This is a genomic window from Colwellia sp. RSH04, assembly GCF_003545765.1.
In the GTDB taxonomy this organism is placed as follows: domain Bacteria; phylum Pseudomonadota; class Gammaproteobacteria; order Enterobacterales; family Alteromonadaceae; genus Colwellia.
Genome location: NZ_QXIO01000003.1, coordinates 380,770 through 406,960, shown reverse-complemented (window position 1 = coordinate 406,960; position 26,191 = coordinate 380,770). Strand labels below are relative to the sequence as shown.

The window sequence follows — 26,191 nt, the reverse complement described above, 5'->3', positions numbered from 1 at the left end:
ATAAATCGTTTTTACATGAGTATAACCACTATTTCGAACCGTTGGCTGAATCGCCTGTATAAAACTATTGCCATTTTTCTGGTGATAGTGGCAGTGCTGCTTAGCGCTTTTCGATTGCTGCTACCTTACGTTGGACATTACCGTGCTGATTTACAAGATTACCTAAACGAAAAAAACCAAACTCAAATAACACTCGGCTCATTAAGCATGGCATGGCATCGCTTTGGACCTGTTCTTGTTTCAACTGATGTCTCCTTACTTGATACTGATCAAGCGTCTGTTTACATAAAGCAAATGGAGTTGAAATTAGATTTTTGGGCCTCTTTAAGCCAGCAAACATTAGTATCAAGTAATTTAGTGATTAAAGGCGCTAAAGTTCATATTGAACAGAGCTTGTGGTCTAATCAAACACCTATTAATAACGAGGTGAATCAATCGCCTGTATCAGCACAAGAAGAAAATGCTGATAACTTTTCTATGATCACCAATATATTCCTCAACCGCTTAAATCGCTTTTCAATAATCGATAGTGAAATTGTTATCAAGAATGACGCTCTTGAGCGAGATGTCCATATTAATAACCTGCATTGGTTAAATACAGATGAATTACATCAAGCACAAGGCAGTGTCGTTATCAATGATTTAAGTTCTAATAATATTCAACTCTCTTTAAATTTAACGGGAGAAAGTAGTAATGAGCTAAATGGACAAATTTATGTTGAAGCAAACAATTTAGATATAACCCCATGGCTTGACTCTGTTTTAGCTGTTGAAAACGACAAAACAAAATCAGATATTAGCTTTTCGGCTTGGTTAAATGTTAAAAATAGTGCCATAGAACGACTACAAGCAAAACTCGATGAAAATAATATTCATTGGTTTATCAAGGAGTCAAAGCAAAAACTAAGCTTAGGAGAAGGGCAGCTTCTTTTAGTGAAAGGGAAGAAACCAAATAGCTTTAGAATGTTTAGTACTCCTTTGTTGTTGCAATTTAACCAGCAAGAAAAACAAGAGTTTACTGTTTCGATTAATCAAGAAAGTGAATACTTCTCCGCCTTTATCTCTGCTTTAGATCTATCCTTACTAGGTCAACTTGGGCCATTAGTTGTGGAAGAGCAAGCAACGCGAGACCTTTTTTCACAACTGTCCCTTTCAGGTCAAGTCACCGATATACATATTGCAAAGCAACAAGAAAGCTTTCAACTCGTTACAGACTTTTCACAACTAAGTAATAAATTTAGTCATGGTATTCCTGGGCTTACCAATATTTCTGGGAATATCAGTTATGTTAATAATGAATTATTTATAAAGATTAATGCAAATGACGGCGCTTTAGATTTTGAACAGCACTTTATCACCCCAATTGACTATCAAACGCTTAATGCCGAACTTAATCTATCTTTATTAGCGTCAGGTTGGCGTTTAGCCGTTAATTCATTAGATTTTGTCTCGCCTAAACTTAACCTTTCAGCACAGGTTGAGGTGGATTCACCTTCTGGTGGTGAAACAACTATGGCGCTGATGGCTGATATTCATCAAGGCGATGCCGCTTTAGCAGGTCATTTTTATCCATTATCTTTGATGAGTGATAATTTAGTCGGCTACTTAAACTCTGCAATAGTTGATGGCACTATTGAACAAGCTCAGGTATTAGTGAATGGTCCTTTATCTCATTTCCCTTTTACTGATGGCAGCGGTATTTTCGTCGTTGATGCTGAATTGACCGAGAGTACGTTTAAGTTTGCCAATGATTGGCCTGAAATAACTGATTTCTCAGCAAACTTGAATTTTACTAATAATTCAATGCTAATAACTGGACGAAAAGGATTCTTATCAGGGCTTGATGTCACTGGTGTTCGTGCTGAAATTGAAGAATTGAAAGGTGAACAGCTGTTAAAAGTTGAAACGAAAATAAAGCCTTCACAAGCCGAACTTGTCGCAAACTTAATGAATCACAGCCCATTAAAAGACACCGTGGGCGCGACACTCGAACAATTACAAGTGTCGGGTGAAATAAGTGGTAATTTTTCATTAGATTTACCGTTACATGACGTATCACAGAGTTTGGCAAGGGGGGTGATCAATTTTGCTGATAATAACGTGGCACTGCAAACTCCGCGCATGGATTTTAGTGAGGTAAATGGCCAGTTAACTTTTGCAAACGATAGAATTAAAACAAAGAATTTATCTCTATTGTGGCAAGGCTTACCAATCAAGCTTGATATAAATGGCGAAAATAAAGAGAGTTATTATAATACAGATATTGCAATGCAGGCGATTTGGCAAGAAGATGTCTATCAGCAACATGTGCCTGATTTATTAAAAAAATATAGTGCAGGTGAATTACCTTGGTCTGGTACTTTATCCCTGCATCAACATCATCAAGACGGTTTTTCCTATAATTTAGCGATATCTTCAGACTTAACGGGTAGCATTCTGAATTTGCCTCAACCTTATGGTAAAAAAGCAGCACAAACAAATGGCTTTTCTGTAATCGCAACGGGGCAAAAGGCACGGTCAACGATTAATGCGCAGCTTGGTGAGGAGATGAGTTTTTATGGCGTTTTACATCATAAAAACACTAGTTTTGCTCAAGCCCATTTAGTATTAGGTAATGAAAAAATGTTATTACCCATGAACGGTTTTCACATTACGACTAAACTAAAGCAAGCAGAATTCTCTCATTGGCAACCATTAATTAGTGACATTATTGACACTGTTAATGACAAAGAACAACTCAAAAATAATGAAATCGCAGCAGATAGCACCCCTTTATTTGCTGTGCCAGAGCGTATCCGTGGCACTATTGGTGAGTTAGCCGTTTTAGGACAAACACTAAACAATGTCTCGTTTAACTTACTAGATAAAGAGCATTGGTGGTTACTACAGCTAAATGCTAAAGAGACTCGAAGTCAGATAAAGTTCTACCCTGATTGGTACGAGCAAGGTGTTGATATAAATGCTGAGTTTGTACACCTTGTTCCGACTGACTCAGAGCCTGAAAAATCTAATGAAGCGGCATTAGCGCTTGAATCTTCAGTGTCTGAAATTGTTACCAATGATATGGTCTTTGCGAATATTCCCAAAATGAACTTTCATTGTGATCGCTGTCAGGTTGGTCTTTTAAATTTAGGCGAAGTTAATTTTACTGTTGAACGTAGCCATGATGACATCATTTCTGTAAATCAGTTTAGTGCTAAGCGTGACAAAACTATGTTGTCTCTTTCAGGTGACTGGCGCCATAATCAGCAAGAGTCAATCAGTCAGTTTACCGGCGACCTTGTTGTCGATAGTATTGAACATGAAATGAACCAATTGGGTTATGACTCAATAATTCGTGATAGTGGTGCTGAGTTGGACTTTAAGCTTAATTGGTCAGGTGGCCCTCATGATTTTGAAATGTCTCAAAGTAATGGACAGTTTAGTGCTGAAATTGATGATGGCTATTTAGCGGATGTGAGTGATAAAGCGCGTATATTTTCAGTGTTAAGCTTGCAGTCACTCGTGAGAAAGTTAACGTTAGATTTTCGAGATATTTTCAGTGACGGGATGTTCTATAGTACCATTAAAGGTGAATACCAGTTAAAACAAGGCGTATTATATACTGACAGTACTAAAATGAATGGTACTGCGGGTGATTTATTCATGACAGGAAATACTAACTTAGCAACGGGGATGCTTGATTATAAAATGTCATATAAGCCAAACTTAACATCGAGTTTACCCGTGCTAGCTTGGATTGCGACCTTAAACCCAGTGACTTTTTTAGCCGGAGTTGCAATCGATCAGGTGATAAAATCTCAGGTAGTCTCCGAGTTTACCTTTGAATTAACGGGTAACGTTTCAGACCCTAACTTTCGAGAAGTTGATCGTAAGAGTAAAGATGTTAGTGTCGGTAGAAAATCACCGCCAGAGGTTGTTGATAACCTGAATAATGAGGTTGATAATAGTAAATCTAAAGCACCCGAAAAGGGGATGAGGCAATACAAAAAGTCAAACCCTAGCAATGAATTACCAGAAAAACTAAAAGATGATTCATAGCGAATGACAATAGTGATTTAGCAAAAGGCAATTAACCAACTCAATAAGTAACTGATGATAAAACTTACCGCAATTCAACTATGTTCAAAACCCGATGTAGGTGAAAACTTACAGGCGATAGCAAATCAAATCAATAATATGAAAAGTCAGCAAAGTGCTGAGGTAACCGATAATATCGTTGTGTTGCCAGAATGTTGTCTATATTTTGGTGGTCGTGATAGTGAACAGCTTGAACTGGCAAAATCATCGCAATCAACTAACAAGTTGGTGAGTAGTTTAGCTGAGATAGCACAGCGATTTAATATATATTTAGTAGCTGGCTCTATTCCAGTTTTAGTGCCTAATCAAGACAAATTTACCAACCAGTGTTGTGTTTTTAGTCCTGAAGGTGAGTTGCTTTCTGCTTACGATAAAATTCATTTATTTGATGTTGATGTGGCAGATAGTGAGGCTAATTATCGAGAATCGCGTTATACACAAGCGGGTCAGCAAGCAAAAGTGGTTCAAACACCTTTTGCTAATATCGGCTTATCTATATGCTTTGATTTACGTTTTCCTGTATTGTTTCAACAGTTATCAAAATTAGGTGCCAATATCATTACTATTCCCAGTGCATTTACTCGAGTTACTGGTGAGGCGCATTGGGAAACCTTATTAAAGGCACGCGCCATTGAAAATCAAGCGTTTGTTATAGCTGCAGCGCAGGAAGGGGTTCATGCTAATGGTAGAGAGACATGGGGTCACTCTATGATTATTAGTCCGTGGGGTGATGTACTAAATTGCCTGCCAGAGGGCGAAGGCTATGTTAGTGCCACATTTGAATTAAACAAAGTAAAACAGATCCGCCAAAGTATGCCTTTGGTGTCGAATTTAATAGTAAAGTAAAGTTGAGTAAGTCTTAAATGAATAGTGTAGAGCAGTCATTGTTAGCTGATAGTAATATTGATGAAGAGGTCTTATCAACCACTTTAAAACGCATGCAAGACAGAAGAGTCGATTATGCAGATTTGTACTTTCAATCAAGTTTACATGAGTCTTGGGTGTTAGAAGACGGTATTGTCAAAGAAGGTTCATATAATATTGAACGTGGGGTTGGCGTACGTGCTATTTCAGGAGAAAAAACAGGTTTTGCATACTCTGATGATATTTCGGTAGAGGCGTTACAAAAAGCTACCGATGCTGCTAAAGGCATTGCTGATCCAATCAGTGGCGTAAAAGTAAAAGCCTTTACCAAACAATCACCGATAGAAGTATATCAATCGGTAGAGCCATTAGGCAGCTTAACTCAAGAACAAAAAATTGATTTACTTCATCAAGTAGAGGCTCATGCAAGACAGGTAGATAGTAGAGTATCTCAAGTTATTGTTAGCTTGTCTGGTGTCTATGAAAAGGTGTTAGTTGCGGCAACTGATGGAACGTATGGCACTGATATTCGTCCATTAGTACGCTTAAATTGTTCTGTTCTAGTCGAAGATAAAGGTAAGCGCGAACGAGCGAGTGCTGGCGGCGGTGCTCGTACAGACTACAGTTACTTCTTTGAAGTTGAACAAGGTAAAGCACGTTATTTAGCTTTTGCTGAAGAAGCCGTTCGACAAGCACTTGTTAATTTAGTGGCTATTGAAGCACCTGCAGGTACTTTTCCTGTTGTGTTAGGTGCAGGTTGGCCAGGCGTCTTATTACATGAAGCTGTTGGCCATGGCTTAGAAGGTGATTTCAACCGTAAAGGTTCATCTGCTTTCTCGGGTAAGGTCGGTGAACAAGTGACCTCTGATCTTTGTACTATTGTTGATGATGGTACATTGGCGAATAAACGAGGTTCTATTTCTATCGATGATGAAGGTACACCAGGCCAATATAATGTGCTCATTGAAAAGGGCATCTTAAAAGGTTACATGCAAGACAAGCATAATGCTGCTTTGATGGGAGTAAACCCTACTGGTAATGGTCGACGTGAATCATATGCACATTTACCTATGCCTCGTATGACAAATACTTATATGCTTGCAGGAGAGTCTGATCCTAAAGATATTATTAAATCCGTGAAAAAGGGCATTTATGCGCCAAACTTTGCTGGTGGTCAAGTGGATATAACATCGGGTAAATTTGTATTTACCAGCTCTGAAGCTTACCTAATTGAGAATGGTGAAATTACCTCGCCAGTCAAAGGTGCCACACTTATTGGCAGTGGGCCAGAGGCAATGAAAAAGGTTAGTATGGTCGGTAATGATCTTAAACTTGATGCTGGTGTTGGGGTGTGTGGTAAAGACGGTCAAAGTGTCCCTGTTGGCGTAGGTCAACCTACGCTGAAAGTTGACGAAATGACGGTAGGCGGTACTCAATAATCGTCTCAAGAGTGAAATAATGATGAAAGCTCTAAGTTACTGAAATACCATATTAAGTTATTTTTATAATAATTTATGGGCTTTTATTTTATTGATCTAGATCAATAAAAGCTATTCAATCGTTCAAAATATCGGTATGATGCGCGTCTTTTTTATACTCATAGTGAGTATGTAGTTGAGGAATTAAAAGATGTCACATAACGAAGATTTTAAAGATAGCTCATCAAAGCGTCACTTATTTATGGTTGTAACTGCTCTTGTTGCCTTGCCTTTATTACCTATGTTAATGGGTTGGATTACGTTACTGTCGTAGCATGTAAACGAAAATTATATTCTATAAAAAACGGTAATTAGTATAACTAATTACCGTTTTCTTTATATGTGGTTAACTATGCTCTTTTAGATAAGCAAATAAGTTTTGATAATGTTTACCTAACTTTTCAGCTTTCTTTTCTTTTGCTGCGTGGCGTACTAGTTGTCTTAATTTTTGCCTTTCCATAGTCGGCTTTTCAATCAGTGCTGCTTCGATGGCATTATTACCTTGCTCAATTAATTCATCGCGTAAATTCTCTAGACGAACAAATTTTGCTGTCTCTTGCTGATGCTTATTATTCATTACATCAATGGCTTGATGAATAGGGGCTAAATCGGTTTCTAATAATATCTTCGCAATATGGCGAATATGGCGACGCAAGGCTTCATGCTTATTTGTTATTTTGTCTGCGACAATCATAGCATCAAGTAACTCATCGGTTAGTGGCAGTCTACTTCGTTGATGTTTAGACATCTCCACTAATTTTTGCGCAAAATCTTGTAGGTCATGCATTTCGCGCTTTATTTCTGTTTTACTTTTTAATTCTTGCTCTAAATCGTCGATATCGTTAGCTGAGTGGGGCATAATAATAGTTATCAATAGTGGATTGCATTTATAGTGTTAGCCAATTATATCATTAATATACTCACAAGCTAAATTTGAAGCTGAGTAAATAACCGTAGAAACAAAATATGACCGTCACCAGTAAAGCAAATGATCAATTAATTAAACAACTTGATGAAGTAAAAGCAAGAGTTGCAACTGTATTAGATTTAGCAAAAACTTTAGGAGCCGATGGTGCTGAAGTGGCTATGAGTCGTCAACAAGGTTTAAGTGTTGGCACACGTATGGGCGAAGTTGAAAATGTTGAATTTACTAATGATGGCGCATTAGGTATTACGGTTTATCAAGAAGGTAGAAAAGGTAGTGCTTCAACAGCAGATTTATCTGATAGTGCCTTAAAGCAAGCAGTTCAAGCGGCAGTCAACATCGCTAAATATACTTCAGTTGATGAATGTTCAGGTCTCGCTGATAAAGCTTTACTTGAGATGAACCCTAAGGATCTTGATTTATACCATCCGCAGGAGCTAACTACTGAACAAGCAATAGAAATCGCGAAAGAGTGTGAGCAAAGTGCTTTAGGTGCTGATAAACGTATCAATAATTCTGACGGTGCAAACCTAGATAGTTTTGCTGGCTTTAAAGTGTATGGTAATAGTCATGGGCAACTAGTGGGTTACCCTAGCACTCGCCATAGTTTGAGTTGTGTCATGATCGCCAGTGAAGGTGATGATATGCAACGTGACTATGCTTATACTGTCAATCGAGACTTCAATTTGCTAGATGGCGCAAAAGAGGTAGGTCTTCAAGCTTCCAACGAAGTATTATCACGCTTAAATGCTCAAAAATTATCTACGGGTAAAGTGCCAGTACTTTTTCGTGCAGATATAGCTAACTCAATTTGGGGTCACTTTATTGCGGCGATAAGTGGTGGAAATTTATATCGTAAATCATCATTTTTATTGGATCAGCTTGGTAACGATATCTTTCCTAACTTTTTAAATATAACTGAGCAACCACATATTAAGAAAGCATTAGCAAGTAGTTCATTTGATAATGAAGGTGTGGTGACAGTTGATAGAAATATTATTACTCAAGGCGCATTAGAAACATATTTGTTAACTAGTTATTCTGCAAGAAAGTTAGGACTTACTACAACGGGACATGCTGGAGGAATACATAACTGGCTTGTTGAAGCGAGTGGACATTCTGGTGACTTTGACGCCATGTTAAAGACGTTAGGCACGGGGTTGTTAGTGACTGAATTAATGGGTCAAGGTGTCAATGTGGTTAACGGAGACTATTCTCGTGGTGCCGCAGGTTTTTGGGTAGAGAATGGCGAGATAAAATATCCTGTAAGTGAAATCACCATCGCAGGTAACTTAGTAGAAATGTTTAAAGGTATTGTGGCGGTTGGATCAGATGTTGATTTGCGAGGTAGTATTCGAACAGGTTCAATTTTAATTGATGAAATGCAAGTCGCAGGGCATTAATAAATAAATCGTTACTGCTGAAATAATTGACCTTAACTCGGGATAATTAAGTTAGCAGTAACGTTGCCGTACCAAGAAAGGCAAAAATACCAACCACATCTGTAACGGTGGTAATTATTACACTACCCGCTAACGCAGGGTCAATATTCATTTTTTTCAGTAGTAAAGGTATACCTACACCAGCAAGGCCTGCTGCAGTCATGTTCATTAGCATGGCAAAAGCGATAATACCGCCAAGCATTAAATCTTGTTTCCAAATAGCAACGACACTGGCAATAAGCACAGCCCAAATAACTCCATTTAAAAAGCCTATGGCTGCTTCTTTAAATAATAATGCTTTGGCATTACTCTCACCAACGTGACCTAAGGCAATACCGCGAATGACAAGCGTTAATGTTTGATTGCCTGCAACTCCACCCATACTTGGCACAAGCGAGTTTAATACCGCAAGTATGGCAAGTTGAGAAAATATTCCTTCAAACATGCTAGTAACCGCAACTGCCATTAACGCGGTAATCAAATTAACACCCAGCCATAATGAACGCTGTTTTGTACTCTTTAAAACAGGAGCAAATGTATCAGCTTCATCGTCTAAACCAGCCATACTCATCATGGAGTGTTCAGCTTCTTCACGAATGACATCAATAATGTCATCTATAGTGATACGACCAAGTAAGTGACCCATTTGATCAATAACAGGGGCAGAAAACCAATCATGGCGTTCAAATAGCTGAGCGACATCTTGTTCTGTCATTTCGGCTAAAACGGCTTCTACTTCATCATTAATTAACGTGGAAACGATGACTTCAGGTTTCGCGGTTACAATAGAAGCAAGTGAAACGGCACCAATAAAACGGTTGTTTCTATCAACCACGTAAAACGAATCGGTTGATTCAGGCAGTTCACCCTTTAATCTTAAATAACGCAGTACTACATCAACGCTTACATCAGGGCGAAGTGTAATAGTGTCGGTATTCATGATACCACCAGCAGTATCTTCCTCATAAGATAATGCCGTTTCTACTCGGCTTCTATCTTGTGAGTCCATGGAATTAAGAACTTCTTTGTAGATACTATCGGGTAGTGTTCTCAATACCTCAGCTAAATCATCAACATCCATGCCTTCAGCAACAGCAGCCAGTTTCTCTGGTCGCATGCTTTTCAAAATGCCTTTTCGAACTTCTTCGTTAAGCTCTTCTAGCACTTCACCATGAAAATCAGGATCAATAAGCTGCCATAATACGGGACGGCTTTTTGCAGGGGAAGACTCAAGGATTAATGCAAGATCGTATGCAGGCATGTGTTGTAATAACTTACGCACATAGACAAACATACCACTACCAAGTGCTTCATTAACTTGCTGTAAGCGTTGTTGGTTGTATTCTTGCTCTGTAATTTCAGGCATAGCGACTCTGTTTATTTATAAATACACACCTTGATGTGATTGTTGCTAACAAAGAGAAACAGGTTGAGTGTAAAGCTTGGGAGAAAGCTATGTTTTTCAAACCGCTAGATGATCTATGAACTAAGTTTATCGTAAGTCTGTGGTTTTATCAGCTATTTTATGATGAAATGAATAAGAATATTTACTTCAAAGGTATGCTGTTACTCGCTTTCATCGAACTTATCGCTGATAAGTTGGCAGATTTCAGATAATGCCTGTTGAGCATCTTCACCTTCGGCTTTTATATTGACGGTTTTACCTTGAGCACCTGCAAGTAACATCAGTGCCATAATACTTCCAGCATCAGCATGTTTCCCTTCTAATTCTAGAGAAACTTTAGCATCAAATTTTTGGCTTAATTGGGCCAGTTTAGTTGCCGCTCGCGCATGCAGGCCAAGTTTATTACAAATCATTACTTCTTGAGAAAGCATGCAAAAACGCCTTATCTGGTTAATGGAGTGAAGTTAAGTTGATTTTACGTCGATATCACGATGGTGAGTTTGAATATCTTCACGCTCTTTTCTAAAGTTTTTTGCCAGCAATTCAGCGATATACACAGATCTGTGTTTTCCGCCAGTACAGCCTATAGCAATAGTGATATAACTGCGGTTGTTACGTTCTAAGTGTGGTAACCAAGTCATCATAAAGCTATTTATTTGCCAAACAAATTTGGTTACGATGGGTTGAGAGGCTAAGAAGTCTTTTACCCCTTGATCTAATCCCGTTTGACCTTTTAATGACTTTTCCCAAAATGGGTTAGGCAAAAATCGTGCGTCAAATACATAATCAGCATCAACAGGAATACCGTGCTTAAAGCCAAAAGATTGGAATACTAAAACCATAGAACCTGTTTTTTTACCGAGTATTCTTTCTCGCACCAAATCGGCAAGTTGGTGAGGTGATAATTGGCTTGTATTAATATATAAGTCAGCACTTGTTGAAATGGGCTCAAGCAGCTTTTTTTCTAAAGCGATAGCTTGATCAAGCGCGATATTTTCTTTGATGAGCGGATGTAAACGACGTGTTTCGCTAAAGCGTCTAATTAAGTCGTTATCATCAGCATCTAAATATAAGGTGGTTACTTCAACTGCATTGGGCAGATAGCCGATTATTTCAGGGATATCTTGCGGATCATTTGGTAAATTTCGAACGTCTAAGCTAACCGCAACAGTTTCATAATCATTAATAACGGTATGTGTTAGAGCGGGTAATAAATTGACGGGGATATTATCTACGCAATAATAACCAAGATCTTCTAAAACACGAAGCGCAACAGATTTACCAGAGCCGGAGCGGCCACTAACAATAATTAATTTCATTTTAATACCTAAGCAGTTGAGAAATGCTTTTTAACAGCATATTTTAGTGTTGAATGCTTCAACTTGCTTGTTGAATTAGATCAAATAGCTGCTGATCACTTGTACACTTTCTTACTTGCTTTAATGTTTGTTTGTCACTAAAAAGTTTAGCGATACTTTGCAGTGTTTCTAAATGCTCTGAACAGCGATCTTCAGGAACAAATAAGCTAATGAATATATCAACATCACGGTTATCGATAGCATCAAAATCAATAGCTTCTTCAGTTGTTAGTAGCACAGCAACTGCTTTTTCAGTTTTGGTTAAGCGTCCATGGGGTATTGCGATACCATTACCTATACCGGTACTGCCCATTTTCTCTCGATCAAGCAGGCTATCGAGCAAGTCACTCGGATCTACATTACCGATTGAGCTAGCGGCTATTTCGCAAATATGTTCAAGGAGGCGTTTTTTGCTTGTCGCTTGAACTGCACACGAGGTGCAGTCTAGCGTTAATATATCTTGTAATTTCATAGTTCAGGTAAAGCAAAGCTTTAATGATGGGCGATTTTGCCTTTATATTTGAGGATTTGGCGGTCTAACTTATCAACTAGCGTATCTATTGATGAGTACATGTCAGTATTGACAGCAGAAGCAAAAACTTCATTACCACTCATATGTACCGTTGCTTCAGCTTTTTGATCTAATTTTTCGACAGTGAGTACTACATGTACATTGTTTATATGATCAAAATGCCTTTCAAGTTTTGCAAACTTAGTATTTACGTATTCTTTTAATGAGCTTGTAACTTCAACGTGATGACCAGAAAGATTAATTTGCATAAGCGATATCCTTTTTTTGTACTATAGTAGACTTTTTCGTTGATTAGACGGAGGTATAGCTAATGATTCTCTATACTTAGCTATGGTTCGTCTGGCGACTTTAATACCTTGTTCTGCTAATAAATCTGCCATTTTACTATCACTTAACGGTTTGGCAGGAGTTTCCGCTAAGATTAATTTTTTAATAAGTGAACGAATAGCTGTTGAAGAACATTCTCCACCATTTTCAGTACTTACATGACTCGAGAAAAAGTATTTCAATTCAAAAATACCACGAGGAGTATGCATATATTTTTGTGTGGTCACTCGGGATATAGTTGATTCATGCATATCGACTGCTTCGGCAATATCATTGAGTACCATAGGGCGCATTGCTTCAGCACCATGTTCTAAAAAGCCTTGTTGGCGTTGTACAATACAGTTAGACACTTTGAGTAAAGTATCATTTCGCGATTCTAAACTTTTAATAAACCACTTAGCTTCTTGTAAGTTTGCGCGAATAAATTGTCCATCTGTTGATGACTTCATTGTTTTTGTCATCGCCGCATACTGTTGATTAATTGACAGTTTCGGTGCAGTGTCCGAATTTAATTCAACCACCCAGCGCCCATTCTTTTTCTCAACAGTTACATCAGGAATTACGTATTGATCATCGCCTTTAATAACCGCATCACCAGGGCGTGGGTTTAAGCTTTGAATTAAGCGCATTACTTCACGCAACTGATCTTCTTTAAGCTTAGTTTTGCGCATTAATTGACGGTAGTCTCTATTGCCGAGTAAATCGATATACTCGTTTATAATATGCTTACTTTCTTCTAGATAAGGAGTACTTTTATCAAACTGATTTAATTGAATCAGTAAACACTCGGGAATAGAACGAGCGGCAACACCAATGGGATCAAACATGTTAATACGTTTTAAAACCGCTTCTACTTCATCAAGCTCTAGACCTTCAATTCCAACACTTTCTAATATTTCTTCAGCTGAAACGGTTAAATAGCCAGCATCATCAACAGCTTCAATAATCGCAGTAGCTACTGTTTTGTCTGTCTCTGAAAAAGGCGTTAATTCCATTTGCCATAACAAATGATCTTGAATTGAGTCAGTCGTTTCACCTTGATAAGTAAAGTCATCAGCTGGGCTACTTACTGCGCCCGTATTAGAGACACCTGCGCTATAGCTTTCTTCCCAAGTGGTATCAATATTAAGCTCTTCTGGAATATCGCTTTTTTCCATTGCTTCTGTCGTGCTAATTTCATCGATACTAGCACTAACATCAGCTTCTACATTATCAGTTCGCTCAGTAGTGACTTCTGCTGAATAGGCTTCTTCTAAATTGTTTTGTTCAGACGTTGTCTCACTTGTTGATCCTTCCTCAACTTCAAGCAGTGGGTTACTTTCTAGTGCTTCTTGAATTTCTTGTTGTAGCTCTAACGTTGAAAGCTGCAACAGCTTAATAGCTTGTTGCAGTTGTGGCGTCATGGTTAATTGTTGGCCAATTCTTAGTTGAAGTGTAGGGCGCATTTAGGTGTTACTATTTCCTGTTCTTATTAATACGGCTGCGTTTACTATTATTTAATTTAACTATAGCGTGAATTGCTCGCCAAGGTATACATCTCTGACTTTTTGATTCGCAAGAATTTGATCTGCATTGCCTTCTGCGATAATTTCCCCGTGGCTGACAATATAAGCGTGCTCACAAACGTCAAGAGTTTCTCGTACATTGTGGTCAGTAATTAAGATGCCAATTCCTCTCTGCTTTAAGTGTATGATTATTTTTTTAATGTCGCCAACTGAAATTGGGTCTACACCAGCAAAAGGTTCATCTAAAAGTATAAATGCAGGGTCTGCTGCAAGGGCTCTTGCTATCTCAACACGGCGTCTCTCGCCACCAGATAAACTCATACCTAAATTATCTTTTATGTGGCAAATATTAAACTCTTCAAGTAAATGTTCTAACTTTTCAGCGCGTTGCTGCTCTGATAATTCTTTTTGAGTTTGTAAAATTGCCATAATATTTTCAGTTACGGTTAGTTTTCTGAAAATAGAGGCTTCTTGAGGTAAATAGCCTATGCCTTGTCGGGCTCTTTCATGCATTGGCGCCAATGTAAGGTCTTGTTCATTTAATATGATATGACCATGGTCATTGGGGACTAAGCCGACAATCATATAGAATGAGGTCGTTTTACCAGCACCATTTGGACCTAATAAACCAACAATCTGTCCTGATTCAACTTGTAAGCTAACACGTTTAACGACTTGTCTTCCTTTGTAGGATTTCGCTAGCGAGTCTGCAACTAAAATTGAAGGTACTTGCGATGATGTACTAGTTGTTGTCACGGTTATCGCCTTGTTTCTTTTTGTCTTTATTTTCTTTTTGATTCTTTAAGATAGTAGGCTGTAAAACGGTGGTCACAGTTTCATTGGTATTACTTTCTGCTTCTAATTTTTCATTTAGTGTATTGTAAGTAATTTTACTGCCACTAACTTCGCTGCCTGCTTGTTTAACAATGGCATTACCTGACACTGTTATGAGGTTGATATTAGGTTGGTATTTAATTTCATTAGCTTGTAAGCTGATTAAGCTACCATCTTCTAATTGTTGTTGAAAAATGGCAGGTTTACCTTTAGCAAGGTATACATCGGCTTTCTCAACAGTACTTTCTTCTTTATTACTAAATACTTGCACAATATCAGCGGTAATAGAGATTGAACCTTGTTGAATATTTACATTGTCTAGATAGCTGGCAATTTTATTTTTTAAATCTGCCGACTGTCGTTGTGACTTTATCGTAATTTCTTGTTCCAAGTCTTTTTTAGCAGCCAGCGTTGAGTGACTAAAAAGTATTGTGCTTGCAAGAATTAATATTCCTACTGTGAATTGTTTTGGCAAGAACAAGGCCTTTTCTAAATGGTATGGTTTAATCATCATTCTTCTTTTTATAAATGGTGCGAACATGTTCGGTTAATGTCATTTGCTTGGTATTTAGGTCAATAATTAACCCTGAGCCGTACATAGTAAAATCTTTACCTATTACCATGACTGTTTGTTCCGAACTGATAATATTTGTTGTCAGATCGAGCTCTAAATACTTACAATGAATTTCTTCAATTAAACTGTATTGGTCGGTCGATTTTAACCGTACCCGATGGTTTAATACTACTCTATTATCTTTATACAGTGTTGCTTCTTTTGCCGTTAACTTCCATGGCTGATCACTATTTTTAGGATGCAGGGTATAATTTGGTAACTCAAAGTGCGTCATCGCTAAGGTAGAATAGTGCTCCATACGATCGGCTTCAATGGTATGAGATAACTTTCCTTCATCAGTAAAAATATCACTCTTTAATGTTTCGGCAATGAAATCAGGGGATAGTTCATCATCGATTATATTTTCTTCTTTATTTAACGCACTGCGCCATTCAATAATGCCATAAACCATAGCACTTAGCAGCAGAGTAAAAAGCGCTAAACTATTCAGTCGACTCATAGACTAGCGCCTGTTGCATCCGCTAACGTATTTTGACTGAGCATAAGTAGATCACACACTTCTCTAACGGCACCAAATCCTCCGTGAGTGAAGGTGACATAATTAGCACCGTTAATCACTGCCGGGTGAGCATCGGCAACACTGACTCCTAGACCTACTGTTTTTATACAGGGCAAGTCAGGCATGTCATCACCAATATAGGCAACGTTTGCTAGCTCAATATTTAAGGCGTTAGCTAAATCAACTAAAGCAGGTAGTTTATCTTCTTGTCCTTGAATTATATGAGCAACATTAAGCGCTTTCATACGATTTTCAACAATAGCAGAAGTGCGTCCTGTAATAATGGCAACTTGAACGCCACTTTTTCCTAGCGCTTTTATACCGAAGCCGTCTTTTGTGTGAAATGCTTTAAGTTCTTCTCCTTGATTACCAAGATAAATTCTACCGTCCGAAAAGACGCCGTCTACATCACAAACGAGTAATTTAATCTCTTTAGCTTTATCAAAGGTATCAGCTGATACCTCACCGTACAGGGTATTCATTTTATAATACTCCAGAACTGAGTAAATCGTGCATATTCATAGCCCCGACAGGTTGATTGCTGTCATTAACGATAATGAGGCCGTTGATTTTTTTATCTTCCATAATTTTTAATGCTTGTGCTGCTAACATCTCTTCTTGTGCTGTGCTGGGCGATTGTGTCATAACAGAGCTAATTTTGTCTTGATGAATATCTATTTTCTCATCAAGTATTCTTCGTAAGTCACCATCGGTGAATACACCCTGTAAGACACTTTCTTCATTAATAATTGCTGTCATACCTAAGCCTTTCAATGACATTTCAACAAGGGCGTCTTTTATTAAGGCGTGCTCTGAAACAACAGGCAAACGCTCACCTTTATGCATTATGTCACTTAAACGTAACAGTAGTCGTTTTCCTAAGCTACCGCCAGGGTGAGACAACGCAAAATCATCGGCGGTAAAGCCACGCGCATTGAGTAATGAAACAGCTAAAGCGTCACCCATCACAAGCGTTGCAGTCGTGCTAGAGGTTGGTGCTAAGCCTAATGGACAAGCTTCTTCAGTTACTTTTATGCAAACATGAGTATCAGCTTCTTGGGCTAATGTTGAGGTTTCATTGCCAGTCATAGAAATAAGTTTTGCACCTATTCGCTTAATCACAGGGATAATTGCTAATACTTCGTGTGTTTCACCTGAATTAGAAATGGTTAGCACGACATCATCACTAGTTATCATACCTAAATCACCGTGACTGGCCTCGCCGGGGTGTACAAAGAAAGCTGGGGTGCCGGTGCTTGCAAGGGTAGCGGCTATTTTTCCGCCGATATGGCCAGATTTACCCATGCCAATAACGATTACTCTTCCTTTACAGTGATACATAAGTTGACACGCTTGCTCAAACTTATCATCAATATATTGTAATAATTCGGCGATCGCTTGTTGCTCGATATGAATAACATTTTTTGCTAATTGTTTAAAATCTTTCATAAAAGCGGTTCTTTTTTAGTTATTAACTTGGTTAAAAAGTAATACTTGATAAGCAATGAAGGTGAGCAATAATAATGCGCCTTTTGCTCTTGTTATTCTAAAGTAACCGAACTTTCGACTAAAACATAATACAAACAGTAATAAGGTTACGCCTAACATATAGGGAGCGTCGCGAGTAGCGGCGAGTGCATCAATGTTTCCTGGTGCAATCAAACCTGCTAATGATAATACTGCCAATATATTGAATATATTTGAGCCAATAATATTACCTAGGGCGAGATCATCTTCTTTTTTGATAATACTCATTAGGCAAGCCGCCAACTCTGGTAAGCTTGTACCAATTGCGACAATGGTTAACCCTATCACTAAGTCACTAATGCCAAAGCTTTTGGCAATGAAAACTGATGAATCAACAAGGTAACTTGCACTTGTGGGTAATACGATGAGTCCAATAATAAGCCACATAATAGAAAACTTTAATTCGACGGGCTCTGCCACATCTTGCTCTGCTTCTATAATTAAGGGGTCGTCACTTTTCTTACCTTTGGTTCTTTTTATTGTGATGATAAGTAAGGTAGCGATGTAGATAAAAAAGCCAATGATTAACGCTAACCCTTCACTGAAACTGAAAAATTGGTCGAAAAGAATCCAGTAAGCAATCGCAGAAATAATTAGAATTAAGGGGATTTCCCGTTTAACTGTTTGAGAAGAAACGGTTAACGGTTGCAATAATGCGGTTATACCAAGCACTAAAGCAATGTTGGTTATATTTGAGCCTATAGCGTTACCTATCGCTAAATCAGGAGTGCCTTGCAAAGAGGCTGTTGCCGCAGTCATCATTTCAGGCGCAGAAGACCCCATGGCAACAATAGTTAAGCCAATTATCATTGGCGATACACCTAAATTTCTGGCTAGCGAAGAAGCGCCAAAGACGAACTTGTCAGCACTCCATACCAGAGCAACTAAAGACATCGCTAATATAAAAACTTGTAGTAACATTTAAAACTCCACGGGTGATACCAATTAGCATTGGTATAAGGGGTAAATTGTCGCTGGTTGCGCAGCAAAAAAAAAGTAAATAATGCCTATTAGCCGTAAAAAATTGTAATTGTGCCTTACTTTTAAGCAATTAGATTGGAAAAATGATCATTTACTTACAAATAAGATGACTTTTCTTACATTAAATCTTCGTTAATTGCGTTATTTCTAATGAACAATTGTTACTGCTCAGGTAAAATCAACAACCATAATGCTTGTACTACTCCTTTTTAATAACATTGATGTTAAATAAATGACAAACCCATTGCCTTCAATAAATTTAGTTAAAATTGAAAATCTTACTTTTAGCCGCGGTGAACGGATTATCTATAATGATATAAGCCTGTCTATTCCAAAGGGGAAAGTGACAGCTATCATGGGTCCAAGTGGTATAGGCAAAACAACGTTGTTGAGGTTGATTGGTGGTCAATTAACACCAGACAGCGGTAACATATTTTTTGAAGAAAAAAATATACCGAAACTTTCTCGAAGTGATCTGTACGAAACTCGAAAACGTATGAGTATGCTGTTTCAAAGCGGTGCCTTGTTTACGGATATGAGTGTTTACGACAACATTGCATTTCCAATCAGAGAGCATACGCAATTACCTGAAAATATTATTGAAAAAATTGTATTGATGAAGTTAGAAGCTGTAGGGCTTCGTGGAGCTAGGCACTTACAGCCTAGTGAGCTTTCAGGGGGAATGGCTAGGCGTGTCGCATTAGCGAGAGCTATTGCATTAGATCCAGAGCTAATATTGTACGATGAGCCTTTTGCAGGGCAAGATCCGATTTCAATGGGAGTGATTGTACGATTGATACGTTCATTAAATGATGCTTTAGGTTTAACGTCTGTGGTTGTTTCTCATGATGTACCTGAAGTGATGAGTATTGCCGATTATATTTATATCGTGGCTGAGCAGCGAGTCATTGGTCAAGGGACACCTGAGCAGATTCGCGCAGATCAATCTGCTTTAGTTCAGCAATTTGTGCGAGGAGAATCTGATGGGCCCGTTCCTTTTCACTTTCCTGCATCTAACTATCAAAGCGAATTAGTTAAATCGAATGACCCAAAGCAGTTAGGCAGTAATTCACAATGATAAAGAAACTAGAACAGCTTGGTCGAAATACCATTGCACAAGTCAGTGGGCTTGGTAGGGCGGTAATTACGTTGTATTCAGCTTTAATGCACGTACCAAACCCAAGAAAAGGTTTACCTTTATTATTACAGCAACTTTATAGTGTTGGTGTTATGTCGCTGGTTATCATTGTGGTATCAGGTGCTTTTATCGGTATGGTTTTAGCTTTACAAGGGTATACCATTTTAGTGGGTTATGGTGCTGAGGCTAGCCTTGGTCCTATGGTTGCTTTGTCTTTATTAAGGGAATTAGGGCCGGTGGTTGCGGCATTATTATTTGCTGGCCGAGCAGGTTCTGCTTTAACAGCAGAGATAGGGCTAATGAAAGCGACCGAACAATTATCTAGCCTTGAAATGATGGCCGTTGACCCGTTAAGACGTGTTATTGCGCCAAGGTTTTGGGCTGGCTTTATTAGCCTACCTTTATTAGCCGCAATATTTTCTATGGTAGGTATTTTGGGTGCGCACTTAGTAGGGGTTGACTGGCTAGGTGTTGACTCAGGGACATTTTGGTCAGTCATGCAGGATCAAGTCGATTTTAATAAAGATATAATGAACGGCGTTATTAAAAGTTTAGTTTTTGCCTTTGTTGTAACCTGGATAGCGGTTTATAAGGGATATGACTGTGAACCAACATCAGAAGGTATAAGTAAAGCAACCACAGCGACTGTGGTACATTCATCCCTACTCGTTCTGGGATTAGATTTTATTTTAACAGCGCTTATGTTTACTAAATAAGTGTTTATATAGTTAGCAGTCACGTTAACTGATGATTTTAAAAAGAGTATTGGTGAAGACATGGTGTCTAAAAAAGTTGAATTATTGGTAGGTTTTTTTGTTGCATTAGGTATTGCCGCACTATTGGCATTATCTTTAAAAGTTGCAAATTCTGGAATTGCGGGAAGCGGTGCAAGTTATAACTTATTTGCAAAATTTGATAATATTGGTGGTTTAAAAGTACGTTCACCGATAAAAGTTGGTGGCGTAGTGGTTGGTCGAGTGAGTGATATATCACTTGATGATGAAGATTATACCCCAGTGGTCACTTTAGAAATTTACACTGATTACAATAATTTCTCCGAAGCAACCTCTGTCGCAATACTAACATCAGGTTTGCTCGGTGAACAATATGTTGGCTTACAACCAGGCTTTATTGATGAATCACTAGATACACTTCAACCGGGTGATTTTATTGAAGATACTAAACCCGCTTTAGTACTAGAAGAATTAATTGGACAGTTTTTATTTAGCCAAGGAAGTGGTGACGAATAATGAGTAACAAGAGAAAGGCAATGAATATTTTTTCAAAACGCATCGTAATTAAAAAAGCAGCGCACTGGTTTACAAGTGTTGTTACTAGCTTTTTTTTACTCGTAAGCATTAATAATAGTTGGGCAAGTGAAGAGTTAGCTGATCAGTCAAATCCGTATAATATGATCAAAGAAGTTGCCGGCATAACCTTTCAACGCTTTGCTGATGAACAGCAAGCCATTCAAGAAAACCCAAATTTACTAAAAAATATTGTCCGTGAGGAATTAATGCCTTACGTAAACTATAAATATTCAGCATTTAAAGTTATAGGTAAGCATCTTAGAAAAACCACAGACGAAGAGCGACGTGCTTTCGTACCCGTTTTTAAAGAGTACTTAGTCACATCATATGCGCAAGTTTTTACTTTATATGAGAATCAAGAAGTTAAGTTTGCCCCCGCGCGTGATTTTTCAGATAAAAGAATTGTTGCTGTAAGTACCGTCGTCGTGATGCCTGGAAGAGATAATATTGATGTTGCCTTCAAAGTAAGAAAAAGTAAAAAATCACAAAAATGGTCCGCATACGATATGGTAGCAGAAGGTATAAGTCTACTTGACTCGAAGCAAGCTGAGCTTGGCAGCCTTATCAGACAAAAAGGTTTACCTTATGTTACCGAGATGCTGAAAAAGAAAAGTGAGCGAGATATTGTCTTTAAAGACAGTAAATCTACAGCTCTCAAAAAAAGCCGCGAAGCCTTAAAAAAGGGATAACATTTGTTAGAGATTAACTTACAAATTAGCGACCATAATGCTAAGTTTTATGGTGATCTTACTCGTCATACCTTATTGAGCATTTCAAGCGATGAGTTAGATTTACTATGGGCGAATGACTACACTTTAATTGACTTGTCAGCATTAAACACGGTAGATACAGCAGGACTTGCTTGGTTATTATATTTACTTGAACAAGCACAGGCTCGTTCAAGTCGTATTGAGTTCACCCAATTACCAGCTAAATTAATTAATTTGATACAGCTTAGTGGTGTTAATGGGTTGTTACCCATAAAATAATGCTAAAGAAATATATTGAGTATAAGTAAAGAGTGCTTATACTGATTTGAGTAAAAAATTTTAGGAGAAAACCTTGGAAATAAATGAAGTAGAAGCGCTAGTAAAGCAATTAATCAGTGATGCACTAGAACTTGATGAATTGAATGTAAACTTTGATGGTTCACAATGTAGTATTGTTGCTGTAAGTGATGTATTTGATTCGTTGAGCCGTGTGAAGCGTCAACAAGCTGTATTAGCCCCTTTAGCTGATATTATTCAAGAAGGTAAAATTCACGCTGTTTCAGTGAAAACGTTTAACAAGCAACAATGGCAACGTGATAAATTATTTAACAGTTAATTTATATCTCATTGTGTATACTAATTCTGGTTTTTAATTTTTAAGTAAGTAGTAAGTTATTTTGGACGCATTTAAAGTTATTGGTGGAAATCCACTACGCGGCGACGTTGTTATATCTGGGGCAAAGAATGCAGCCCTGCCTATTTTAATGTCAGCATTATTATCAAAAACACCCGTAGTTTTCTCTAATGTTCCACGGTTGAACGATATATTAACAACGGTAAAATTGCTAACTCAGCTAGGTGCGAAAACTGAATGGCTTTCAGAAGATCAGTTATCTATCGATGCTTCAACAATCGATTTATGTCGTGCCCCTTATGATTTAGTTAAAACGATGCGTGCTTCTATATTGGTCCTTGGGCCTTTACTTGCTCGTATGGGGCATGCTGAAGTGTCATTACCTGGTGGTTGTGCTATTGGTGCAAGACCGGTAGATTTGCATATTCAAGGCCTAAAACTAATGGGCGCTGATATTGACGTTGAAAATGGCTATATTGTGGCTAAAAAAGAAGGTCGCTTAGCAGGTGCTAACATCTTCATGGATACAGTTAGTGTTACGGGTACTGAAAATTTAATGATGGCTGCTGCCTTAGCTGAAGGGACAACCGTTATTGAGAACGCAGCAAGAGAACCTGAAATTGTCGATTTAGCAGAATGTCTAATCAGCATGGGAGCGAAAGTTTCAGGTGCAGGTTCAGACACTTTAGTTATTGAAGGCGTAAGTGAACTCAATGGTTCTCAATATCGAGTCATGCCTGATCGCATTGAAACAGGTACTTTTCTTGTCGCAGCTGCAGTGACACAAGGTCATATCAAATGTTTAAATACCGACCCAAGTTCAATGGAAGCGGTATTGAGTAAACTACAAGAAGCAGGTGCAGAAATTACGACCGGTGAAGACTGGATAGAATTAAATATGCCTGTACCATCAAAAGCGGTCAATGTAAGAACGGCTCCACATCCTGCCTTTCCTACCGATATGCAAGCCCAATTTATGACGCTAAATGTACTTGCTCAAGGAACCGCCACGGTTATTGAAACTATTTTCGAAAATCGATTTATGCATGTTCCTGAATTGCAACGCATGGGTGCTGATATATCCCTAGAAGGCAATACCGCTATTGTGAAAGGTGTTGAAGAATTACATGGTGCTCAAGTGATGGCAACAGACTTAAGAGCGTCAGCAAGCCTTGTTATTGCAGGCTTAGTGGCTAAATCGCCCACTCAAGTTGATAGAATTTATCATATAGATCGTGGTTATTTACGCATTGAAGATAAACTACAAAAATTAGGTGCTGATATTACTCGCATACAAGCTTAGTATGTGATGTGTTATCACCGTTTAAAAGCTGCCAAATGGCAGCTTTTTTTGTGGGCTTCTATTTTATCTTGGGTTATAACGTCCTACGCTAAGAATGTCGTTAGGATCAAGCGCTTTTTTGAGCTTATTTACTGTTTGCCAAAAATCAGTTTTTTCATCGAGCAACCATTGTTGTTGATCTATATTGAGTCTATAAGGAACAAAGCCTTTAGTGAGACCGATGGTCACTAACTCTTTTAAACACGCATGTGCATCTTTAACCGCCTGAGGGTTGGATGAGTCGAAAACGATAGGTACTGTGCTATCGACACAGTCATGTCTTAAATTTGTGAAAGTGATAAAAGGTTCAATAGAGTATTTTGGGCAAACGTCGCGAACAAAACAGACAAATTCACGCATATGGCTTGCTTTCATCGTTATTAAAGGAGCATACCATAATAAACCACAGCTATCTTCACTAGGTGACAAGCTGCTTTTATCAAACGATGCAGCGTTATTATGGCGCCAATAGGCAAGCTTTAAAGCAACAGTATTCGGCTTACCAAGCATTATTTCTTTGCCCTTATCAAAAGAATCTAGCTGTTCGGCTGCCATCGATAGCAAATTAACTCGTTTAATTAGCCATCGAGGTATTAAATTAATGATTTTTTTAGGCAGAGTAATCAAAAGGCTATTTGAAAAAATGCGCTTACACGGTATTTGTTTGAATATTGTATCAACCTCTTTTTGAACGACCTTAACAACACCTTTACTACCATAGATACTACCAATAACAGTCCAGCAAGGGGCATTTTGTTGTTTTGCTAACATGTTCACTTCATTAGACGTTAAATTATATTGCTTACTTGCATGAGGGTTTTTAGCGAACATTGAAAGAATACGCCGTTGATCAAGGAGATTAATTGAACCTACTATGCCTTCATAATCTTGTAATGTTTGACGAATTAATGGAATCACTTTTTCAAGCAATGCATCATCTTCAATTTGAATAAAGAATGAAGTAAATTCGGGTTTTAATTTAGCTAACCGAATAGTCATTTGAGTCGCTATAGCAAAATTTGATTGGGTAAATAAACCATCTAAATAAGGTCCTAAGCCCCATTTAAAGGTTTTATCAACAAATTTGTCCGTTGATTTATCAAGTTCACAAATCGCTGATTGAAAAGGGGTGCCATCAGCCCAGTAACCATGAATGCTGATTACCGCACCAAAATGATCGGTATAAGGTGTAATGCCATAACCTCTTTCTAAGGCATTAGCTAATATTGAACAGTTAGGGCCAGCGCCTGTCACTGGAACCATATAATCATAGTTATGTTGCAGTAAATAATCGCTGAGTTGCTGCTGGGTTACCCCTGGCTCAAGTGTCACTAATCCTAATGTATGATCAAATTCGCTAATCGTGGTTAACGCACTTAAATCTACTAAAATAATATTTTTTTCTAAACTAGCAGGCTGACTAGTGCCATAACCCCAATTATTTCCTGTACTAATCGGATAAAGAGTAAATTTTTCTTTAGGATTCGTTGCTAATTTATTCGCTAAATCTAACAGTAATTTGATATCGTTCGCTTCTGCTACTTTCACTACAGCAATAAGTTCACGATTTTTTCCGTTTAACTTTTCTAATCCCTCTGTGCCTTGAAGGTAGATATTTAATACAGCTTTGTCATTAGAGATTATGGTTGAATTTGATAAGTTTTCTTCAAGAGTTTTCAGTAGTGTTGCTGACATTCATAAGCTCCATAATTATGTCTAATGCAGTAGAGGGCGAGTTAATAGTCCGTATTAGTTACTTCTAGTTAACTTGTTCGAGTTGCTGGCAAATATCTAATTCGATAGTTTGATATAAGCTTCTAAATCCCGGTGATAAATTTTTCATAAAAATATCGGGGCTAATATAATAGGGAGCTCGTAAACCGTGATACTCAACCGGCGCTCCTAATTGTTGAAAAGTAATCCCTATAAATTTCATACTTCGAGCTAATCTAGGCTCCATCATCACGTAAACATGTCGAATGCCTGTATTCATCCCCATGGTAGCAGCTGCCATATATAAGCCAATGGCTATAAAAGGAAAGCAACGTAATTCAGTTTCAGAATAGGTAATTTCGCTAATGACACCAGTGCTAGAGCCTTTAAATTGATCTGCTTGGCGTCGTCTAAAGTCAGCTTTTACTGCAAGACGTGATATTTCGGCTATTTCTGCGCGATTAAAGCGTTCTGGACTTAAGTTAGTATTAGTGATTGAATCTAAGCAATACTTCTCAATGGGTAGTTTTTCCCCAGGGCCGCTAGCTTTTACTAAGCGTACACAGCTGGTGTAAGTATCTGTAGGTTTATGTTTAATGAGTGAGAAAATTGATTGGTCATCAAACTCGTCTTTTTCTTCACCATTTGCTTGAATCTTTTCAAAGGCAAGTTCTTCACAATAGACGTTGTGTCTAATTTTGAATACCTCACTTCTTAATTGTTCGCTAGTGGCAATTTGCGGTTGCAGAAATTGGGTAAAGTGATCAGCAATGCTGTGCGCTTCTCTGCTTGCTTTAATTGAAACAATTTTCTTGGTGATATCACCAAGGACGGGAGTTTTTAATAGGCGCTTGTTCCAATTCATTATTATTCCATAGAATATTATTTACACAGGTTTATCCTGTACCTAAATTAGGTTACAACCAAAATAAAAACTACTGACAAAATTAACT

27 protein-coding genes are annotated in these 26,191 nt (G+C 38.1%); 12 read left to right on the top strand and 15 right to left on the bottom strand.

Annotated features, from left to right (window positions below; all coding sequences use genetic code 11):
* Nucleotides 1–15: 15 nt before the first annotated feature.
* The 4 genes from D1094_RS07410 to D1094_RS18850 all read left to right on the top strand — a co-directional run bounded on the left by D1094_RS07410 (nt 16) and on the right by D1094_RS18850 (nt 6,696).
* Nucleotides 16–4,041, top strand: a complete 4,026-nt coding sequence (locus D1094_RS07410; protein WP_118959452.1) for a YhdP family protein — start codon at nt 16–18, stop codon at nt 4,039–4,041.
* Nucleotides 4,042–4,095: 54 nt separating this feature from the next.
* Nucleotides 4,096–4,926, top strand: a complete 831-nt coding sequence (locus D1094_RS07405; RefSeq protein ID WP_118959451.1) for a carbon-nitrogen hydrolase family protein — start codon at nt 4,096–4,098, stop codon at nt 4,924–4,926.
* A 17-nt stretch (nt 4,927–4,943) separates the two neighbouring features.
* On the top strand, nt 4,944–6,383 hold the full coding sequence (gene tldD, locus D1094_RS07400; RefSeq protein WP_118959450.1) for a metalloprotease TldD: 1,440 nt from the start codon (nt 4,944–4,946) through the stop codon (nt 6,381–6,383).
* A gap of 190 nt (nt 6,384–6,573) precedes the next feature.
* Nucleotides 6,574–6,696 carry a hypothetical protein gene (locus tag D1094_RS18850; protein WP_259337855.1) on the top strand — a complete coding sequence of 41 codons (123 nt, stop codon included), beginning with the start codon at nt 6,574–6,576 and terminating at the stop codon, nt 6,694–6,696.
* A gap of 72 nt (nt 6,697–6,768) precedes the next feature.
* Here D1094_RS18850 and yjgA read toward each other — a convergent pair whose 3' ends face one another.
* Complete coding sequence (gene yjgA, locus D1094_RS07395) at nt 6,769–7,281, bottom strand: ribosome biogenesis factor YjgA (protein ID WP_118959449.1); 513 nt, start codon at nt 7,279–7,281, stop codon at nt 6,769–6,771.
* A 107-nt stretch (nt 7,282–7,388) separates the two neighbouring features.
* Between yjgA and pmbA the strand changes: the two genes are divergently transcribed.
* Nucleotides 7,389–8,750: a metalloprotease PmbA gene (gene pmbA, locus D1094_RS07390; RefSeq protein WP_118959448.1), complete on the top strand. Its 1,362-nt coding sequence runs from the start codon at nt 7,389–7,391 to the stop codon at nt 8,748–8,750.
* Between the two features lie 46 nt (nt 8,751–8,796).
* On the opposite strand, the gene mgtE is transcribed toward pmbA, so the two are convergent.
* From mgtE to D1094_RS07330, 12 genes are all read right to left on the bottom strand, one after another.
* The gene (gene mgtE / locus D1094_RS07385) at nt 8,797–10,155 is read right to left on the bottom strand and encodes a magnesium transporter (protein WP_118959447.1); all 1,359 of its coding nucleotides are present in this window, start codon (nt 10,153–10,155) and stop codon (nt 8,797–8,799) included.
* Between the two features lie 200 nt (nt 10,156–10,355).
* Nucleotides 10,356–10,625, bottom strand: coding sequence for an HPr family phosphocarrier protein (locus D1094_RS07380; protein WP_118959446.1), 270 nt, complete (start codon nt 10,623–10,625; stop codon nt 10,356–10,358).
* A gap of 33 nt (nt 10,626–10,658) precedes the next feature.
* Nucleotides 10,659–11,513: an RNase adapter RapZ gene (rapZ, locus tag D1094_RS07375; RefSeq protein WP_118959445.1), complete on the bottom strand. Its 855-nt coding sequence runs from the start codon at nt 11,511–11,513 to the stop codon at nt 10,659–10,661.
* A gap of 58 nt (nt 11,514–11,571) precedes the next feature.
* Nucleotides 11,572–12,024: a PTS IIA-like nitrogen regulatory protein PtsN gene (gene ptsN / locus D1094_RS07370; RefSeq protein ID WP_118959444.1), complete on the bottom strand. Its 453-nt coding sequence runs from the start codon at nt 12,022–12,024 to the stop codon at nt 11,572–11,574.
* 20 nt (nt 12,025–12,044) lie between these two features.
* Nucleotides 12,045–12,332 (bottom strand): ribosome hibernation-promoting factor, HPF/YfiA family, encoded by a 288-nt coding sequence (gene hpf / locus D1094_RS07365; protein ID WP_118959443.1) that lies wholly within the window; start codon nt 12,330–12,332, stop codon nt 12,045–12,047.
* A 21-nt stretch (nt 12,333–12,353) separates the two neighbouring features.
* Complete coding sequence (locus tag D1094_RS07360; RefSeq protein ID WP_118959442.1) at nt 12,354–13,856, bottom strand: RNA polymerase factor sigma-54; 1,503 nt, start codon at nt 13,854–13,856, stop codon at nt 12,354–12,356.
* Between the two features lie 60 nt (nt 13,857–13,916).
* Nucleotides 13,917–14,672, bottom strand: coding sequence for an LPS export ABC transporter ATP-binding protein (lptB, locus tag D1094_RS07355; RefSeq protein WP_404851451.1), 756 nt, complete (start codon nt 14,670–14,672; stop codon nt 13,917–13,919).
* Complete coding sequence (gene lptA / locus D1094_RS07350; RefSeq protein ID WP_118959441.1) at nt 14,659–15,261, bottom strand: lipopolysaccharide transport periplasmic protein LptA; 603 nt, start codon at nt 15,259–15,261, stop codon at nt 14,659–14,661. The genes lptB and lptA overlap by 14 nt, the downstream gene beginning before the upstream one ends.
* The gene (gene lptC, locus D1094_RS07345; protein ID WP_118959440.1) at nt 15,254–15,823 is read right to left on the bottom strand and encodes an LPS export ABC transporter periplasmic protein LptC; all 570 of its coding nucleotides are present in this window, start codon (nt 15,821–15,823) and stop codon (nt 15,254–15,256) included. Before lptC ends, lptA begins: the two co-directional genes overlap by 8 nt.
* Entirely contained in the window at nt 15,820–16,365 is a 546-nt protein-coding gene (kdsC, locus tag D1094_RS07340) for a 3-deoxy-manno-octulosonate-8-phosphatase KdsC (RefSeq protein WP_118959439.1), read from the bottom strand. The genes lptC and kdsC overlap by 4 nt, the downstream gene beginning before the upstream one ends.
* Nucleotide 16,366: 1 nt before the next feature.
* Nucleotides 16,367–17,332 carry a KpsF/GutQ family sugar-phosphate isomerase gene (locus tag D1094_RS07335; protein ID WP_118959438.1) on the bottom strand — a complete coding sequence of 322 codons (966 nt, stop codon included), beginning with the start codon at nt 17,330–17,332 and terminating at the stop codon, nt 16,367–16,369.
* Nucleotides 17,333–17,347: 15 nt separating this feature from the next.
* Nucleotides 17,348–18,331 (bottom strand): calcium/sodium antiporter, encoded by a 984-nt coding sequence (locus D1094_RS07330; RefSeq protein WP_118959437.1) that lies wholly within the window; start codon nt 18,329–18,331, stop codon nt 17,348–17,350.
* 292 nt (nt 18,332–18,623) lie between these two features.
* Here D1094_RS07330 and mlaF point away from each other — a divergent pair, with 292 nt between their 5' ends.
* The 7 genes from mlaF (at nt 18,624) to murA (ending at nt 23,486) form a co-directional block, all read left to right on the top strand.
* A complete protein-coding gene (mlaF, locus tag D1094_RS07325; RefSeq protein ID WP_118959436.1) occupies nt 18,624–19,469 on the top strand; it encodes a phospholipid ABC transporter ATP-binding protein MlaF in 846 nt (281 codons plus the stop codon).
* Nucleotides 19,466–20,245: a lipid asymmetry maintenance ABC transporter permease subunit MlaE gene (gene mlaE, locus D1094_RS07320; protein ID WP_118959435.1), complete on the top strand. Its 780-nt coding sequence runs from the start codon at nt 19,466–19,468 to the stop codon at nt 20,243–20,245. Before mlaF ends, mlaE begins: the two co-directional genes overlap by 4 nt.
* A 60-nt stretch (nt 20,246–20,305) precedes the next feature.
* Nucleotides 20,306–20,779: an outer membrane lipid asymmetry maintenance protein MlaD gene (mlaD, locus tag D1094_RS07315; protein ID WP_118959434.1), complete on the top strand. Its 474-nt coding sequence runs from the start codon at nt 20,306–20,308 to the stop codon at nt 20,777–20,779.
* A 20-nt stretch (nt 20,780–20,799) separates the two neighbouring features.
* Nucleotides 20,800–21,528 (top strand): ABC transporter substrate-binding protein, encoded by a 729-nt coding sequence (locus D1094_RS07310; RefSeq protein ID WP_259337854.1) that lies wholly within the window; start codon nt 20,800–20,802, stop codon nt 21,526–21,528.
* 3 nt (nt 21,529–21,531) lie between these two features.
* Entirely contained in the window at nt 21,532–21,828 is a 297-nt protein-coding gene (locus D1094_RS07305; protein ID WP_118959432.1) for a lipid asymmetry maintenance protein MlaB, read from the top strand.
* A gap of 73 nt (nt 21,829–21,901) precedes the next feature.
* A complete protein-coding gene (locus D1094_RS07300) occupies nt 21,902–22,165 on the top strand; it encodes a BolA family protein (RefSeq protein WP_118959431.1) in 264 nt (87 codons plus the stop codon).
* Nucleotides 22,166–22,226: 61 nt separating this feature from the next.
* Complete coding sequence (murA, locus tag D1094_RS07295; RefSeq protein ID WP_118959430.1) at nt 22,227–23,486, top strand: UDP-N-acetylglucosamine 1-carboxyvinyltransferase; 1,260 nt, start codon at nt 22,227–22,229, stop codon at nt 23,484–23,486.
* A gap of 63 nt (nt 23,487–23,549) precedes the next feature.
* Here murA and D1094_RS07290 read toward each other — a convergent pair whose 3' ends face one another.
* Together D1094_RS07290 and D1094_RS07285 are read right to left on the bottom strand one after the other, a co-directional pair.
* The gene (locus D1094_RS07290) at nt 23,550–25,220 is read right to left on the bottom strand and encodes an FAD-binding protein (RefSeq protein ID WP_118959429.1); all 1,671 of its coding nucleotides are present in this window, start codon (nt 25,218–25,220) and stop codon (nt 23,550–23,552) included.
* 64 nt (nt 25,221–25,284) lie between these two features.
* Nucleotides 25,285–26,103 (bottom strand): PEP-CTERM/exosortase system-associated acyltransferase, encoded by an 819-nt coding sequence (locus D1094_RS07285; protein WP_118959428.1) that lies wholly within the window; start codon nt 26,101–26,103, stop codon nt 25,285–25,287.
* Nucleotides 26,104–26,191: the final 88 nt, after the last annotated feature.

Bases quoted from the DNA above. Each gene is read 5' to 3' on its own strand.
- D1094_RS07410 (WP_118959452.1), top strand. From the start codon at position 16: ATGAGTATAACCACTATTTCGAACCGTTGGCTGAATCGCCTGTATAAA.
- D1094_RS07405 (WP_118959451.1), top strand. From the start codon at position 4,096: ATGATAAAACTTACCGCAATTCAACTATGTTCAAAACCCGATGTAGGT.
- tldD (WP_118959450.1), top strand. From the start codon at position 4,944: ATGAATAGTGTAGAGCAGTCATTGTTAGCTGATAGTAATATTGATGAA.
- D1094_RS18850 (WP_259337855.1), top strand. From the start codon at position 6,574: ATGTCACATAACGAAGATTTTAAAGATAGCTCATCAAAGCGTCACTTA.
- yjgA (WP_118959449.1), bottom strand. From the start codon at position 7,281: ATGCCCCACTCAGCTAACGATATCGACGATTTAGAGCAAGAATTAAAA.
- pmbA (WP_118959448.1), top strand. From the start codon at position 7,389: ATGACCGTCACCAGTAAAGCAAATGATCAATTAATTAAACAACTTGAT.
- mgtE (WP_118959447.1), bottom strand. From the start codon at position 10,155: ATGCCTGAAATTACAGAGCAAGAATACAACCAACAACGCTTACAGCAA.
- D1094_RS07380 (WP_118959446.1), bottom strand. From the start codon at position 10,625: ATGCTTTCTCAAGAAGTAATGATTTGTAATAAACTTGGCCTGCATGCG.
- rapZ (WP_118959445.1), bottom strand. From the start codon at position 11,513: ATGAAATTAATTATTGTTAGTGGCCGCTCCGGCTCTGGTAAATCTGTT.
- ptsN (WP_118959444.1), bottom strand. From the start codon at position 12,024: ATGAAATTACAAGATATATTAACGCTAGACTGCACCTCGTGTGCAGTT.
- hpf (WP_118959443.1), bottom strand. From the start codon at position 12,332: ATGCAAATTAATCTTTCTGGTCATCACGTTGAAGTTACAAGCTCATTA.
- D1094_RS07360 (WP_118959442.1), bottom strand. From the start codon at position 13,856: ATGCGCCCTACACTTCAACTAAGAATTGGCCAACAATTAACCATGACG.
- lptA (WP_118959441.1), bottom strand. From the start codon at position 15,261: ATGATTAAACCATACCATTTAGAAAAGGCCTTGTTCTTGCCAAAACAA.
- lptC (WP_118959440.1), bottom strand. From the start codon at position 15,823: ATGAGTCGACTGAATAGTTTAGCGCTTTTTACTCTGCTGCTAAGTGCT.
- kdsC (WP_118959439.1), bottom strand. From the start codon at position 16,365: ATGAATACCCTGTACGGTGAGGTATCAGCTGATACCTTTGATAAAGCT.
- D1094_RS07335 (WP_118959438.1), bottom strand. From the start codon at position 17,332: ATGAAAGATTTTAAACAATTAGCAAAAAATGTTATTCATATCGAGCAA.
- D1094_RS07330 (WP_118959437.1), bottom strand. From the start codon at position 18,331: ATGTTACTACAAGTTTTTATATTAGCGATGTCTTTAGTTGCTCTGGTA.
- mlaF (WP_118959436.1), top strand. From the start codon at position 18,624: ATGACAAACCCATTGCCTTCAATAAATTTAGTTAAAATTGAAAATCTT.
- mlaE (WP_118959435.1), top strand. From the start codon at position 19,466: ATGATAAAGAAACTAGAACAGCTTGGTCGAAATACCATTGCACAAGTC.
- mlaD (WP_118959434.1), top strand. From the start codon at position 20,306: ATGGTGTCTAAAAAAGTTGAATTATTGGTAGGTTTTTTTGTTGCATTA.
- D1094_RS07310 (WP_259337854.1), top strand. From the start codon at position 20,800: ATGAATATTTTTTCAAAACGCATCGTAATTAAAAAAGCAGCGCACTGG.
- D1094_RS07290 (WP_118959429.1), bottom strand. From the start codon at position 25,220: ATGTCAGCAACACTACTGAAAACTCTTGAAGAAAACTTATCAAATTCA.
- D1094_RS07285 (WP_118959428.1), bottom strand. From the start codon at position 26,103: ATGAATTGGAACAAGCGCCTATTAAAAACTCCCGTCCTTGGTGATATC.